The sequence below is a fragment of the Ralstonia chuxiongensis genome, assembly GCF_024158925.1.
Taxonomy (GTDB): domain Bacteria; phylum Pseudomonadota; class Gammaproteobacteria; order Burkholderiales; family Burkholderiaceae; genus Ralstonia; species Ralstonia chuxiongensis.
Genome location: NZ_JAMYWC010000001.1, coordinates 510,438 through 524,338 on the forward strand (window position 1 = coordinate 510,438; position 13,901 = coordinate 524,338).

At 64.5% G+C, this 13,901-nt stretch carries 15 protein-coding genes; 5 read left to right on the plus strand and 10 right to left on the minus strand.

What is annotated here, in order from left to right; genetic code table 11:
- The gene (locus tag NKG59_RS02120) at nt 1-1,119 is read right to left on the minus strand and encodes a helix-turn-helix transcriptional regulator (RefSeq protein WP_253534774.1); all 1,119 of its coding nucleotides are present in this window, start codon (nt 1,117-1,119) and stop codon (nt 1-3) included.
- A 245-nt stretch (nt 1,120-1,364) separates the two neighbouring features.
- On the opposite strand from NKG59_RS02120, the gene NKG59_RS02125 reads away from it, so the two are divergent.
- Nucleotides 1,365-3,467, plus strand: a complete 2,103-nt coding sequence (locus NKG59_RS02125) for a hypothetical protein (protein WP_253534776.1) — start codon at nt 1,365-1,367, stop codon at nt 3,465-3,467.
- Nucleotides 3,468-3,558: 91 nt separating this feature from the next.
- Here the strand turns inward: NKG59_RS02125 and NKG59_RS02130 are convergent, their stop codons facing one another.
- From NKG59_RS02130 to NKG59_RS02145, 4 genes are all read right to left on the minus strand, one after another.
- On the minus strand, nt 3,559-3,861 hold the full coding sequence (locus NKG59_RS02130; RefSeq protein WP_253534778.1) for a membrane dipeptidase: 303 nt from the start codon (nt 3,859-3,861) through the stop codon (nt 3,559-3,561).
- A 117-nt stretch (nt 3,862-3,978) separates the two neighbouring features.
- Nucleotides 3,979-4,281 carry a hypothetical protein gene (locus NKG59_RS02135; RefSeq protein WP_024978550.1) on the minus strand — a complete coding sequence of 101 codons (303 nt, stop codon included), beginning with the start codon at nt 4,279-4,281 and terminating at the stop codon, nt 3,979-3,981.
- Between the two features lie 143 nt (nt 4,282-4,424).
- The gene (locus NKG59_RS02140; protein ID WP_156158324.1) at nt 4,425-4,592 is read right to left on the minus strand and encodes a hypothetical protein; all 168 of its coding nucleotides are present in this window, start codon (nt 4,590-4,592) and stop codon (nt 4,425-4,427) included.
- A 111-nt stretch (nt 4,593-4,703) separates the two neighbouring features.
- Nucleotides 4,704-5,165: a nucleoside deaminase gene (locus tag NKG59_RS02145; protein WP_253535668.1), complete on the minus strand. Its 462-nt coding sequence runs from the start codon at nt 5,163-5,165 to the stop codon at nt 4,704-4,706.
- Between the two features lie 261 nt (nt 5,166-5,426).
- Between NKG59_RS02145 and NKG59_RS02150 the strand changes: the two genes are divergently transcribed.
- Nucleotides 5,427-5,858, plus strand: coding sequence for a PGDYG domain-containing protein (locus tag NKG59_RS02150; protein ID WP_253534780.1), 432 nt, complete (start codon nt 5,427-5,429; stop codon nt 5,856-5,858).
- 4 nt (nt 5,859-5,862) lie between these two features.
- On the opposite strand, the gene NKG59_RS02155 is transcribed toward NKG59_RS02150, so the two are convergent.
- Nucleotides 5,863-6,780 (minus strand): hypothetical protein, encoded by a 918-nt coding sequence (locus tag NKG59_RS02155; RefSeq protein WP_253534782.1) that lies wholly within the window; start codon nt 6,778-6,780, stop codon nt 5,863-5,865.
- A gap of 188 nt (nt 6,781-6,968) precedes the next feature.
- On the opposite strand from NKG59_RS02155, the gene NKG59_RS02160 reads away from it, so the two are divergent.
- A complete protein-coding gene (locus NKG59_RS02160; RefSeq protein WP_253534793.1) occupies nt 6,969-7,865 on the plus strand; it encodes an oxygenase MpaB family protein in 897 nt (298 codons plus the stop codon).
- Between the two features lie 12 nt (nt 7,866-7,877).
- Here NKG59_RS02160 and NKG59_RS02165 read toward each other — a convergent pair whose 3' ends face one another.
- Together NKG59_RS02165 and NKG59_RS02170 are read right to left on the minus strand one after the other, a co-directional pair.
- Nucleotides 7,878-9,458 carry an MDR family MFS transporter gene (locus tag NKG59_RS02165; protein WP_253534795.1) on the minus strand — a complete coding sequence of 527 codons (1,581 nt, stop codon included), beginning with the start codon at nt 9,456-9,458 and terminating at the stop codon, nt 7,878-7,880.
- Nucleotides 9,459-9,548: 90 nt separating this feature from the next.
- On the minus strand, nt 9,549-10,496 hold the full coding sequence (locus NKG59_RS02170) for a LysR family transcriptional regulator (protein ID WP_253534797.1): 948 nt from the start codon (nt 10,494-10,496) through the stop codon (nt 9,549-9,551).
- Between the two features lie 127 nt (nt 10,497-10,623).
- Between NKG59_RS02170 and NKG59_RS02175 the strand changes: the two genes are divergently transcribed.
- On the plus strand, nt 10,624-11,250 hold the full coding sequence (locus tag NKG59_RS02175) for an FMN-dependent NADH-azoreductase (RefSeq protein ID WP_253534799.1): 627 nt from the start codon (nt 10,624-10,626) through the stop codon (nt 11,248-11,250).
- A 143-nt stretch (nt 11,251-11,393) separates the two neighbouring features.
- Here the strand turns inward: NKG59_RS02175 and NKG59_RS02180 are convergent, their stop codons facing one another.
- Nucleotides 11,394-11,540: a hypothetical protein gene (locus NKG59_RS02180; RefSeq protein ID WP_253534801.1), complete on the minus strand. Its 147-nt coding sequence runs from the start codon at nt 11,538-11,540 to the stop codon at nt 11,394-11,396.
- Nucleotides 11,541-11,987: 447 nt separating this feature from the next.
- Between NKG59_RS02180 and NKG59_RS26385 the strand changes: the two genes are divergently transcribed.
- Nucleotides 11,988-12,119, plus strand: coding sequence for a hypothetical protein (locus NKG59_RS26385; RefSeq protein ID WP_024978542.1), 132 nt, complete (start codon nt 11,988-11,990; stop codon nt 12,117-12,119).
- Between the two features lie 37 nt (nt 12,120-12,156).
- On the opposite strand, the gene NKG59_RS02185 is transcribed toward NKG59_RS26385, so the two are convergent.
- The gene (locus NKG59_RS02185) at nt 12,157-13,890 is read right to left on the minus strand and encodes a S10 family peptidase (RefSeq protein WP_420804010.1); all 1,734 of its coding nucleotides are present in this window, start codon (nt 13,888-13,890) and stop codon (nt 12,157-12,159) included.
- Nucleotides 13,891-13,901: the final 11 nt, after the last annotated feature.

Consider the following 13,901-nt stretch of genomic DNA (forward strand, 5'->3'; position numbering starts at 1 on the left):
CTAGCCTTGCGGCCTGCGCTGCGACAGCACCCAAAGCATCGCTCCCACGGCTTCTGCCTGGGAGCGCGTGCAGGTCTTCTCGAAGATCGCCCGCAGTTGCGAGCGCACGGTCGACATGGCGACATTGGCGTCGGCCGCATATTCGTCGGGTGTCTTGCCGGCGATCAGTGCTTCGCCCACCGCTGCCTCTGCCGCTGACAGACCGAACGCCTGGCGCAACTGCATGGCTGTCACCGGCACCGCATCGCCCTTGCGCCGGGCGGTGACCAGCATGGCGGCATCGCCAAACGCGGCATGCGCGGCATTGGCGGGCAATTGGGAAATGCCGAGAAAGATCTCGTGTGGCGCCCCGAGCGCCGGCCGCACGGCAAAGCTCTCGCCCTTGCGTGACTTCGTCACCCGCGCCAGTGCAGCTTGCAGACCATCGTTGTCGGCAGCAAACGCGGCTGTCAGTCGGCCGTGCTCCAGCCGCAGGCAAGTTGATGCGCGCAGCAACGCTTCGGCTTGCGCATTGGCAAACAGCACGCGCTGGTCCCGCCCGAGCGCGAATACGGCCAGGCCAAGCTGCTCCATCAATTCGGCGCCGAGCGCTGCATCGCGATGCAGCACGCGTGTATCCCGCCAGAGGTTGATCGTGCGCTGCAGGTGGTCGGTCATGCCGGCAGCGTTGAAACGATCCTCGTCGGAAAAGGGCGTCCGGCCGTGCGCGCGCAACATGCCGAGCAGGATGTCGCTGCTGCCGGGGCGCTCCAGGCGCACGCCCATCAGGTAACGGAAACCCGCAGGGATTTGATAGTCCTGGAAGAATTCGCTGCGCTCAACATACGCATCGGACAGGTAATCCTGGCAGAAGGCAAACTCGCGCACGCTCGCACGTTCGACAAAACCGCGTCGGGGGTCCAATGCGCCGTAGTACCGGTCATACAGCCCGATGGTGTCGTCCAGCCCCTGCTTCGGGGAGTAGACCGAAAGCTGAGGTGCATTGCGCACGGCGTCCCAACTGAACATGTGGAACAGGTCGGCACCAAGCGATTCGGTCACGCCCTGGAACACGTTCAGAAACCCTTCCTGCGTTACCGCAGCTTCGTACAGATCACCAATAAGCTGGTCTTTGAGCACGCGTCCCTCCCCCGAAGGATGGCTGTCTGGCCTTGGCGCCCGCCATGCTCACTCTGTGAGAACCAAGTGGCTGCGGTGATGTTATGGGCACATAACTTAGCACGCGCGTGCGGTGCTCAACATCATTCATTTGGGGGCGCTTTCCTCCAAATGAATGATGCGGGCGCATAGTGCCGACTTGAGAATCTCCGTGCCGAATAACGGCGTCGCATGCACGGCGCACCCACGATCCAGCGGAGGACTCCATGAAACTCACCCCCATTGCAATCGCACTGGCCACGCTTGCCCTGTCGGGCTGCGGCGGCAGCGATTCCGGCAGCAGCGCCAGCACATCGCCCGGCACCAACGTTCCGGCAGCACAGACCGTCAGCGGCGTTGCCGCCACGGGCGCGGCCATGCAGGGCGCGACAGTCACGCTGATGGACGCAGCCGGCAAGTCGGTCGACTGCCCGGCCAACGCCACCACGGGGGCTTTCCAGTGCACGGTCACGGGTCTTGCCGCGCCGTTCGTGTTGTCGGCGGCCGGCAACGTGGCCGACTCGCAAGCCACGCTGATCGCGCTGTCCGCCAGTGCCGGCAGCCAGACAATCAATATCACGCCCATCACCAATGCCATTGCCGCCACCATCGTGGGCGACAACCCGAGCAAGCTCCTGGGCAACACGGGCCTGCTGCAGAGCAAGGTGACCGCGCAAACCGTCTCAAGCACAGTGGCCGCCTATGCCGCCGCCCTGGCCGACCTGCTGGCCGCCACCGGCAACACCGGGGTGGATCTGATCTCGGGCCCGTTGACGGCCGGCGCACCGGGGCTCGACCGCCTGCTCGACCAGCTGAAGGTGAACGTGCTGCCGGACGGCAGCGTGCAGATCAGCTCTGTGGCGGGCGCGTCGAGCGATACGCCTGCGCAATTGCAGCTTGCGCCGGGTGTAGCGCCCCAGCCCAGCGACAAGGCGAGCCTGCCCAGCGTGGCGACCATGAATGGCAACCCCGTCACCAACCTGCCGACCGCCTCGGACCTTGCTGCGCTGCAAACTGCGCTGAACCAGTGCTTTGCCGGCTCCACGGGTGCGGCGCGCACGGGCGGCAGCGTGCCCGTTTGCGGCCAAATCTTCGTGGATGACGTGGCCAACGGCGCGCTCATCAACGGCGTGCCGTCGGCCTACCTGAACAACGGCATGACGGCTGACCAGGAGTTCGGCCCGGCATCGGGCGGGGGCAATCCGGGCCTGTTTGCCGACGACGCGATGAACAACGCCAGCTTCAGCCTGCCGGAGATCATCCGCATAGCATCCAGCAGCGGTGACACGTTGTGGGTCAAGCTCGCCTGGACCCGCGCCGATGGCCTTCGCGACGGCATGCAGCAACACGTGCAAGTGGCGGTACAACCTGCCTCACGCGCCAGCGGCGACAACGGCTGGCGCATCGTCGGCAACCAGCGCGCCGTGTTCACGAAAGTCAACGCCAACGCGCAGAAGTGGGACTGGCTGAACAGCGCCACCGCGCTGACGGGCACCAACGCGTTTGTCGATTCGATCAACATGCAGGTGGGCATCGCGGACGCCGCCGGCACGCCGGTCGACTTTGCGATTGTTACGGGGCCCGGTCTGCGCAATGGCGTGTTCCTGCAGCCCTCTTCGGGCACGTGCGACACGCTGAATATCCGTGCGCAGGTTGGCGCGAGCCAGACCCCGGCGCAACTCGCTCTGCTTGCCAAGCAAAGCTCCTGCCGCAATAACTTCCGCTTGGCAGGCGTGGCACAGGACCCGGCCAACCAGGGCGGCTTCACGTGGCCCGGCGATGCACCGCGCAACAACACGGCCTGGGCCAAGCCGCAACTGACGGCATCGGAGCTGGCGACCATCACGCCGTTCAGCGCCTACACGATCGCCATCTATCAGGGCGGTGTTACGAGCCAGCCGTCCAAGACGTACACGGTGCGGCTGCGCACGCCGTCGCCCTCGCCCGATGCGCTGCGCCAATACACGTGGCAGGACATCTCGCAGACCACGCGCGACATCCTCACCCCGGGCACGGCATCAACGTTTGCAGGCGGCGCCACCTTGCCCGTCACGTGGACGACCAAGGCGGGCGTGCCATTCGTGAAGCGCGTCAACGTGCAGATTCGTTCCACGATGTCGGGCCAGTCGACGGTGTTCGTGAACGGTGTGGGCCGCGCCGCACCGGCAGCGCCCGGGACCACGCTCACCGTCAATGTAGCGGGCGACCAGGGGGTGGCTTTCCCCGCAGTGACGGGTTGGTCGGGCGCGCAAGACATGTCGTTCACCAACATGTCGTGGGCAGACCCGCTGGATCTGAACTTCACCACGTCGGTCGAGTACGACCGCTAATACGCAGGAACGCAGCAACGCAGGGCACACACGGGGAAGTGCGGTGATCGGGCCCGCAAGGCGTCATTGCCTGGCGCCCTGCGGGCCACGATCAACCTACCGTCGCCTCGAACACGCGCCGGTAATTGCCACCCAGAATCTGGCCCGTTTCCACTGAAGTGAACCCCGCTTTCAGCAGCGCCGTGGCCAGCGTCGGCAACTGCGCGTAACCGGTGAACACCGGCGGCCGGATAAAACCGAGCATGTCGGTGCCCAGCCCCACGTGCGCCACGCCCACCAAATCGGCCATGCGCTTGATGCCCATCGCCATGGCATCGAGATTGGGAAGATCCGCCGTATTGGGCCACACGCCAATCACACCGCCAATGTCCGCTACCGCGCGCGCATGCGGCATTGACCGGACGGCGGGCGGACGTCTAGGCTGGTGCGCTCACCCGCCCGCATGCACGCGCCACGATCTTCTACTACGTCCGCGCCATCATCGGCCGGGCGCCGCTGCCCGGTTCCAAGCCTACCAATCGACCTCAATGTTGGCATTGGTGGCGTTGTTCACGATGTTGTTGATCTGCGTCCAGACGGCGCGGTCGTAGTCATCTCGGTCGGTGTGCTCGACACGCATAATGGCGGGGCCGTTGGAGTAAAAGTGTCCGAGCAGATCGCGGAGTCCGCGCTCGTTCAGCCGAATACCGACGATGAAACGCTGATCACTCAGGGCGATGGGCGCAGCGTACGTCTGCAGATTGGTATGCAGGCTGCCGGCCGAGACGTTGTTCTGGGTGAATTCCAGTTGATAGATGCGCAATGCTTGGGGCATGGTGGGCTCCGCAAAGAGTGAAAGAAATGCCCCCGACAGACAGCAAACCGCAGAGGGCGAGACCACTCTATGGGCGCCATCGCTTCTGCCCTATAGCGCTTGCGTACCACGCGTTGGCCCGTGAGAAAGAGCACGGGCCCCGATCAACCCACCGTCGCCTCGAACACGCGCCGGTAGTTGCCGCCCAGAATCTGGCCGGTCTCGACTGACGGGTCAGCGTCAAGCGGCATCGCCCAGCCTTCCATGTCGACGATCGTGTCTTGCAGCGCGTCGGGCTTGTACGTAGCGATGACGGACCGATCGATGAGCATGCGCACCCCGCAAAATTGAGCTGCGGTCTTGTGCGCGCGATCGGCCCATCGCTCTATCGCCGTTGCTTACACGCCCCTACAAAGCATGACGATCTTGAACGTTCATGGCGCTCACCCCCAGAAGCCGATGTGAGATTGCGCGGCTTCGTCTTCGATGAGCGGGCCGTGCACGTCGATTTGGCGCTGGCCGCGTACAAACACCTCGCGGCATGGCAGCGAGAACGTCGGGTTTTCTGGGTGGTCGCCCGTAAGCGTCAACAGGTGATGCTCCGACAACGCATAGACCACGCGGCCGATGTTGCACCAGTAGATGGCGCCCGAGCACATGCAGCAAGGCTCGGCACTGGTGTACAGCGTGCAACGCGCAAGCTGCTCGGGCGACAGGATCCTGGCCGCTGCTGCCGCGGCCGCCAGCTCGGCATGCTGCGTGGGGTCGCCTTCGGGCGGCATCGAGTTGTTGCCCGCGCTGGCGATCACGTTGCCGTGTTCATCGGCCACCAGTGCGCCGAACGGATGGCGCCCGCGCCTGCGTGCGTCGTCGGCCACCGCAATCGCCTGGCGCAACAGTGCCATATCGAGATCGGTCAGTTGGGATGGCGCGTGGGGTTCACATGCGGTCACGATGGATTCCTTGGCATGAGACATCGACGAAAGAAGTCGGTGCGATTCAGCGGATGCGGTCTGGGCAAAATCGCGCATGATCTGACTGCCCGACACGCCACAAGATGCTGGAAAGCAGCCGCAACGGCAATCCCACCACGCTGCAGCCATGCCATTTGCGCTACGCTTATGGCCTTTCGCCCGACCTCGCCTTCATCGCTTTCGCGTCACCTCATGCCCACGCTGCAACACGTCGACCTGCGCACGGACCCCGCCGCCCGCCCCTTCGTTAAGGACGAGACCGTCCACGTCGACTTTGCCGCCGAAGCCGGCGAGCTGATGAGCCTGGAAGGCCCCAACCACTACGCCCCCGGCGATGCGCTGATCACCGGTTCAACGGGCGACCGCTGGGTGGTCTCGCGCGAACGTTTCGATGCGAAGTACGCTCCCGCCGATGCATCGCTCGCACATGGGCAGGCCGGCGCTTATCGCAACCGCCCGAGCGTGGTGCTTGCCAGGCAGATGAGCGAAGCGTTCTCGATGGCGCGCTCCGAAGCCGGCGATGTGCTGCACGGCCAGCCCGGTGACTGGGTACTCCAATACGCCCCTGGCGACTACGGCGTCGTGCAGGCACAGCGCTTCGCCAAGGTCTACCGGCCCGCCTGAAGCGTTACTGCGCCGTCTGCTGGCGCTCGACTTCGTGGCGCTTCATCTGCAGGTAGTCCTGCCGCTCCACTTCATGCAACTGGCGCGGGTATTGCTCGGTCGCGTTGAACCACGTGCTCAGCCGCTGCTGCAGGCGCTTGTCGGGCGACGCCGACAACGCCTTCAGATAGGCATCGATGGCGAGGTAGTAGCGCATGGTGTTGCGCTCAAGCAAGCCTCGCACACCGCCCACATATTCAGGTGCGGTGGCTGAGGATTCTGCCGTCTTTGTAAAACCCACCTTGTCGCTGCCGACCGTGCCCAGATACGTGCGCATGGCCAGCCGCCCTGCGGTGCCATAACCGTACGAGTACGTCAGATGCAGAAAGGTGCGATTGCCGCCGGCCGGGGCCGGAATGGCCTCCAGCATGATTCGGTAATCCTTCGTGCTGAACGGGCCGGACTCGGCATTCAGTTCCACGCGAAAGTAATCTGCGCTGCTTGCAACGGGGCGGTAGTTGAACTCCAGCCGATAGCTGGCCGACAAGCTCTGCTCAACCTTGCGACCCAAATTCACGTCGAGCACGGTGCCACGGGGCCCGGACCCGGCGCGGCAATACTTGATGTTCAGGTGCAGGATCAGCACGTCGCACCAGTTGCCGGGGCCTTGCGTCGCGTCACTCAACGCACCGCTCACCGTAGCGAACGGGTAATCGACCACGCTGTAAATGTCGCCCTGGAGCATGGTGGGCGTCTCGGTGGATTCCAACGCCAGCGGGCGGTGGAACGGGTTGTCAGCCAACTGGGACGCCACGCTCTGATATTTGTCGCGCAGGCCCTGCGCATTGTCTGCCGCGCGCGAGGCGGGGCTCAGGCATAGGCCGGCCACCAGCGCAAGCAGGGCAATCGGGCGCAGCCAGGCGGGATGTCGGTGCAAGGTCATAAACGGCGTTTTTGTGGAATTGGTCTTCATTCTAGGAGGCGCTAACGCCCACAGTCTCGCAACAAATGGTCCTGCGGATGCACATCGGCCATGCGGCGTTCTGTCATCACGACAGCCAGGGCGTGCTTCGATGCGGCTCGGTAAAATGAACGCTTCTTCGCCTCGTGCTTCCCGGCACTTCCGGCACCATGCCCTCGCCACTCGTCGCCATTCGCGAACGCATCGCCAACCAGGTCCGCGGCCTTACGCGCGCCACCGGCAGCCTCACCCTCGACATTGCCTCGCCGCCAGGCGACCCGGGCCTGTTCGGCCCCGACGCGGTCTGCTGGAAGGTGCATGCCGATTTTCCGGCGATGATGGCCGGTGGCATCAGCGCGCTGTTGCTCCAGGCGCTGCACCCGCGTGCGCTGGCCGGCGTGTGGGACCACTCCAACTTTCGCGAAGACCTGCAAGGGCGCCTGGGCCGCACCGCCCAGTTCGTGGCCGGCACCACGTACGGCAGCCGGCATGATGCGCTGGCGCTCATCGAGCGCGTCAAGACCATCCACGACCGAGTGCAAGGCATCGCGCCCGATGGCCGGCCGTATTCGGCCAACGACCCAGACCTGCTCACCTGGGTGCATGTGGCCGAGATGTCGAGCTTCCTGGCAGGCTATCTGCGTTACGTGGATGGCAACCTGAGTGTCACCCAGCAGGATCGTTATTTTGAAGAGACCTCGCTGGTGGCCGAGATGCTCGGCGCGCGCGACGTGCCGAAATCGCGGGCAGCCGTGCAGACCTATCTGAATGCGATGCGCGCCGAGCTGGTGGCCGGCGATCGCACGCGCACGGTGGTGGAGGTGTTGATGACGTGGCAGGCGCCGCGCCCGGGGTTGCGCCCGGCGGTACGCCTCTTCCTGGATGCGGGCATCCAGTTGCTGCCGCCGTGGGCGATACAAATGCTCGATCTCAAGCGGCCGCCGCTGCAGGCAGCGTTTGCGTCGGCAGCCATGCGCACCGTGGCGCCCACGCTGCGCTGGGCGCTATACGAGGGCAGCGTCGCGCGCCGGGCCAGGCACCGCGCGCTGGCGCCCGCAACGACATAGTGCGTCCGCGCGTTACTCGATGGCTTCGGCAAGCGACACCTTGCCGCGCAGCGCCTTCTCTTCCAGCCGGATGATCAGCAGCGGCGAGACCACCGACACGGCAGCCGCAAAGAAGAACAGATGCCTGAAGGCGCTTTCGCCCGCGCGCTGCAAGGCCTCGGCATCGGCGCCGCTGCTGGCAAGCGCGGCGTGGAAAAGGTCCATCAGCACATCGCCGCCGGCCGCCACATGCGCTTCAGGCGCAGCCTGACGCAGCAGCGCAATCAGCACGGACGTCAGCACCGCCACACCCACTGCGCCACCCAGCAGGCGCGAGAAGGCCGTCAGCGCCGTGGCCAGGCCCACTGTCTGCGGCGGCACAGCGTTTTGCGTGGCGACCAAGCCGGTCGGAAACTGCACGCCAATCGCCAGGCCAAGCACGATCATCGCAAGGGTCAACGCCAATACGCTATGCGGGTCTAGCAAACCAAGCGAAGCCACGGCAAACGGCACCACGCATGCGCCACCCAGCATGAGCGGCTTGTAGCGGCCGCTGTGCGTCATCCACTTGCCGGCAATGAAGGCGCCAAGCGGAATCGACAGCGTGAGCGGCACGAGGCGCAGCGCCGCAGCGTCCGGGCTGGCACCGGCCACCATCTGGAAGCGCAGCGGCATCAGCACCGACGTGGCAATCAGTTGGAAGAAGCACAGGAACAGCGCAAGGCAGCAGATCGTGACCGTGCGCACCCGGAACATCGACAGCGGAATGATGGGCTCGACGGCACGGTTCTCTTGCCAGACAAACGCGCCCAGCAACACCACGGCACCCGCCAGCAGGCCAAGGTTTTCGGGCTGCGTGAGCGGCGTGCCCTGGCCCACACGGGTAATCATCAACAACAGCGCGGTCAGCCCGCCGGCAAACAGCACCACGCCCGGCACGTCGATGGGGCGACGCTGATGCGCCACCGGCAGATGCCGCAGCGTGCGGCGCACGACCAGCAGCGCGACGATGCCCAGCGGCAGGTTGATCCAGAAAATCCAGCGCCACGACAGGTAATGCGTGAGATAGCCGCCAATCACCGGGCCGGCAAGGCTGGCCATCGCCCACATGCCGCTCACATAGCCCTGGTAGCGGCCACGCTCTCGCAGCGGCACCACATCGGCAATCGTGGCCTGCGATACCGAAATCAGCCCGCCGCCACCCAGCCCCTGGAGCACGCGCGCGAACAGCAGCATCGGCATGCTCGTCGCCAACGCGCACGCCACGGAGGCCAGCACGAACAGGACGATGGCCGTCGTCAGCATGGCGCGGCGGCCGTAGAGGTCACTCAACTTGCCGTAGATGGGCGTCACCACGGTAGACGCCACCAGATACGCCGACACCAGCCACGCCATCAGCGCAAAGCCGTTGAATTCGCCTGCGATTACGGGCAACGCCACCGCAACAATGGTTTGCTCCAGCGCGCCCAGCAAGATGGCGAGCATCAGCCCGCCCATCACCGCCATCACCGGAATTTCAGCCACCGGTGGGGTATCCAGCGGGCTGGATACCGCTGCGATGGGCGCGGTAGGCGTGTCTGGCTTGGGCGGTTCGATGCTCGGGCGGGAGGACATGGGAATGTGCGCGAATGCCGCTCAAGGCACCCGCGCCAATGGGAAAAGCGAAGCCGTTGATGATACTGCCGATTCGCATTCGTTGCAGAGTCAACGATCGGGTTGCCGGACGATGTCCTCATAACAACGGCTGACATTTGCCGTCATGCCGGGCAACTCTTCTGCAAGGAATTCGATGAACGCGCGCACGGCCGGCACCAGCCCGCGGCGTGACGGAAACACCGCGTGAAACTGGTGCACCGGCAAGCGGTATTCCGGCAGCAGCACGACCAGCCGGCCATCGCGAACCGGCTCGGCGCACAGGTTGAACGGCAGTTGTGCAACACCAATGCCTGCCAGCGCGGTCTGTCCCATCAGATACAAGTCGTCGGTTACCAGTGCGGGGGTGTATTCGATGTCCACTGCGCCGCCTTCAGGGGCGGTCAGGCGCCAGCGCGTCCGCTCGCCGGCCGCGCCGTCAACGCCCACGCCAATTGCTCCGCGCATCGATTCCGGCGTCTCGAACGGGCCATGCTCGGCAACAAATGACGGGCTGGCCACAAGCACCTGATCGCTCACGCCAAAGCTGCGCACGACAAGGTTGGAATCGTCCAGCGTCGAGCGCACGCGCAGCGCCACGTCGTAGCCGTCGCCAATCACGTCGACACGGCGGTTCGTCACGTCCAACTCCAGCCGCACATCGGGCTGCGCGCGCAGGAATTTCGACAGCACGGGCGCGATGAACACGTGCGCCACGCCCACCGGACAGCTCACGCGCAGGCGGCCAGAAGGTTTTTCGCCGGCGTGCTCGGCCACCTCGAAGGCGGCGCGGGCCGCCTGCGTCATCGATTCGCAATGCGTAAAGAACGCCGAGCCCACGTCCGTTACGTGCACCGCCCGCGTTGAGCGCTGCAGCAGCCGCACACCCAGACGCGTTTCGAGATCGGCCACGCGGCGGCTCACGCGCGATTTGGGAATCCCCAGCGCCCGCGCGGCACCAGAAAAACTGCCGTGCGTCACCACACTGGCAAACAGGACTAGGTCGTTCAGGTCTTCCATGGCCGTTCTCCAAAGCACGGGCGCATTGTCCCACTCGTAGAACGATGTGTGTCGATTCGACCCACTACTGGAACCTGCTGCATCGCACTATCTTTGCAGCAACCCACCTTTTTCTTGGAGAGACACCATGCAAGTCCTTCACATTGATTCCAGCATCCTCGGTGACGCCTCGGCCTCGCGCATCCTGAGCGCCGCCATTGTTGACGAGCTGCGCCGCGAAAACCCCAGCGCCACCGTTGTCCAACGTGACCTGTCGGTCGAAGCCATTCCGCACCTGGACGGCGCCATTGCCGCCGGCTTTCGCGCCACGGGCGCCGATGATTTTGACGATACCACCCGCGCCGAGCATGCCCGCTCGGAAACGCTCGTGAACGAACTGCTCGCCAGCGATGTGATCGTGGTCGGCGCACCGATGTACAACTTCTCGGTGCCCAGCCAGCTCAAGGCCTGGATCGACCGCGTGGCGCAAGCCGGCCGCACGTTCAAGTACACGGAAAACGGCCCGGTTGGCTTGGCCGGTGGCAAGAAGGTGATCGTTGCGTCGACGCGCGGGGGCATGTACTCCGCCGGCCCGGCAGCTGCCATGGATTTCCAAGAGGCGTATCTGAAGACGGTGTTCGGCTTCTTCGGCATCACCGATGTGCAGTTCGTACGCGCAGAACGCCTGGCGATGGGCCCGGACGCCCGCACGCAAGCGTTGGAAGCAGCACACGCCGCCATGCGCGACGTGGTGAGCCAGGCCGTGGCAGCCTGAGCGGACACGATTGCGACGCAACGGGACGCGCCGCAACCGGCCTCGCAGAATGCCAAACGGGCGCCAGCAGCAATGCGGCGCCCGTTTTCGTTTTTACTGGCGTGGCAAGAAGATTGGATCGGCGCAGATGGCCGATCGGCAAATCACTCGTCGCGGTGTTCGCGTGCCTGGTGCATGGCTTCGAGCATCCGGCGCGTACGCAGCTTGCTCCACATGACCGGCACGATGATCGCAGTGGCAATCAGGCACGGTGCGACCCAGGCAATGGTGGATTCCAGAAAATTCGTCATGATGCGTCCCCCGATGTGTTGCCGATGCGCACGGTTGGGCGGCGCGCATCGCATAGTCCCCGCAGGGCTTTGCTGTCTCGACTGGGCCGAGACGCCCTGACATCTATATGGACGGCTATCGGCGCTGTGCGTTCAAACTTGAAGCCCAACGTTTGCCGTTTGTTGTATTTCCCGCCGATCTCGACGATCTGTCAATAGTGTGGCGATAAGTTCGTGGAACATTGTGGCGCTGTGCTGACAGTGCCTGAAGACGCCCGATCCGGCTCCACAGTCTGATCGCAAAGGTAACGGCAAATTACGGCCGCCGTAACGCGAGCGTTGCCAGCACGGGGCGGGCAGTCGATTACCGGCCTGAACGTCACAGTTTTTCTTACAAACGGTAAAGCGCGGTTTCGAGGAGTGTCCATACAGTGAGGCCAAGTCCAACGATAACAACGGAGCCTCACCATGAAACGCACCATCGCCCTGCTCATCCTTGCTGCTGCCGCTACCTCTGCGCTGAGCGCATGCGTGGTGGTGCCGGCGGGCGGCTATTACGAACGCCCGCATTACTACCATCCGTATTACCGCGGCTATTGATTCACGCAGTGTGCGGCGCGGCCGGCATGCCCGCCGCTTAAGCCTTGCGTGCCTGCAGCATGCGGATGCGCGCGACGGCCTGATGGTCGGTCGTGGCGGCGTCGTAAAGGCGTGCCAGATCGGCCTTCAATGCCGTGCGCGAACCACCGTCCAGATACACCATGTGCCCCGACGGATAGAACCCCGCCGAGAGGTTCTTGCGCACACCCGCATCCAGCAACGGCATCGCCTTCAGGTCCAGCATGGTCTGGTAGAACGGCGTGACGAAGTCGTAATAGCCGTTGGCAGAGAACACTTTCAGATCCACGTTCAAGCTCATCGTGGCGGCAAGGTCGCCGGCGGTGTAAAGCGCGACGTTGCCGTTGGCATCAAGCCCCTTCTGCGCGCCGGTCGGGTCGGTGTGGCGGAAGTCCCAATGGCGGAAGGCCTGATCGTTCAAGTCTGTAAAGGCGGAGTTGGACGTGAACTTCAGGTCGTCGTTCAGGTAGGTATTCCACATGGCGGTGTAGACGCCGGACACCGCCGTCATGGTCGGATCATTGCCGCCGGAGTTCGGATCAACGCTGGCCGCAATGCCGGTGTGGATACCCGTGACGCGACCGTCGTACGCACCCAGCGACAAGCCCTTGTCCGCCAGCAGCGTGGTCAGGAACAGCGACGTACCGGCACCGTCAGACGCTGCCACATCCAGCCGCCAGCCTTGCAACGTCGCCGCATCGATGCCGATGTAGGCAGACAACGTTTTCAGCACGGCCGGATCGGCATGCGTGGGTTTGGCGAGCGCTTTTTCGTAATCGGTGCTGGCAAATACGGCAGCAGCTTCTGCAAAGTCGCCCACGTCTGCGGGCAGCGGGCCGCCTTTGGGTGAGGCTGCACGCTTATGGAACCACGCATCTGCGGCACACGTCGGCAAGAGCCCGACCGGGTTGCCCGCCTGCGTGTAGTCGAGGATAGACGACTGCAGCGTGATGCCGTTCAAGTCGACCCCGTCTTCATGCAGCACATACGAGAGCACGCAGGAACGCGCCGTGCCGTAAGACTCGCCAAACAGAAACTTGGGCGAATTCCATCGATCATTGGCCGTCAGCCAGCGCTTGATGAACTGCGCGATGCTGCGTGCGTCCTGGTCAACGCCCCAGAAATCGAGGTTGCGCTTGGGCGCAATGGCCGTCGAATAGCCGGTGCCGACCGGGTTGATGAAAACAAGGTCGGAGCGATCGAGCAGGCTGTCGGGGTTGTCTTCCATGCGATACGGCGCGGGCGGCGTGAACGACGGCATCGACGTCACGATACGGCGCGGTGCAAACGACCCCAGCAGCACAAACACCGCCGACGACCCCGGCCCCCCGTTATAGAAGAACGTCACCGGCCGCGCCTGCGCGCCACCCGCTGGCGTGTCCGCCACAAAGGCCACGTGGAACATCTTGGCCACGGGCTGCGAGCTGCTCGGGTCTACCGTGACGAGGTGGCCGGCATGCGCGGTGTAGGCGATGTCGCGTCCGCCGATGCGCACGGTGTGGTGCGTGATCGCCATGCCCTCGCTGGTGTCGGTCACGCTGTCGTCGGGGCCGTTGCCGTAAGCGGTGGGGTCGAAGAACGGCTGGTCAGTGGTGGTCATGCGTGCCTCGCTGCTAGAAAAGATTCGCGATCGCGTCGCCCTTGGGGCTGCCCAGGCCTGTGCAGGCGTCCCAACCAAGCGCGGCGGCAAAGGTGCCGTTGTTGCCCTGCTTGATGTCGTTGAACGCGGCGGGGTTCTGATACAGCCGCGCATGCAGATAACCC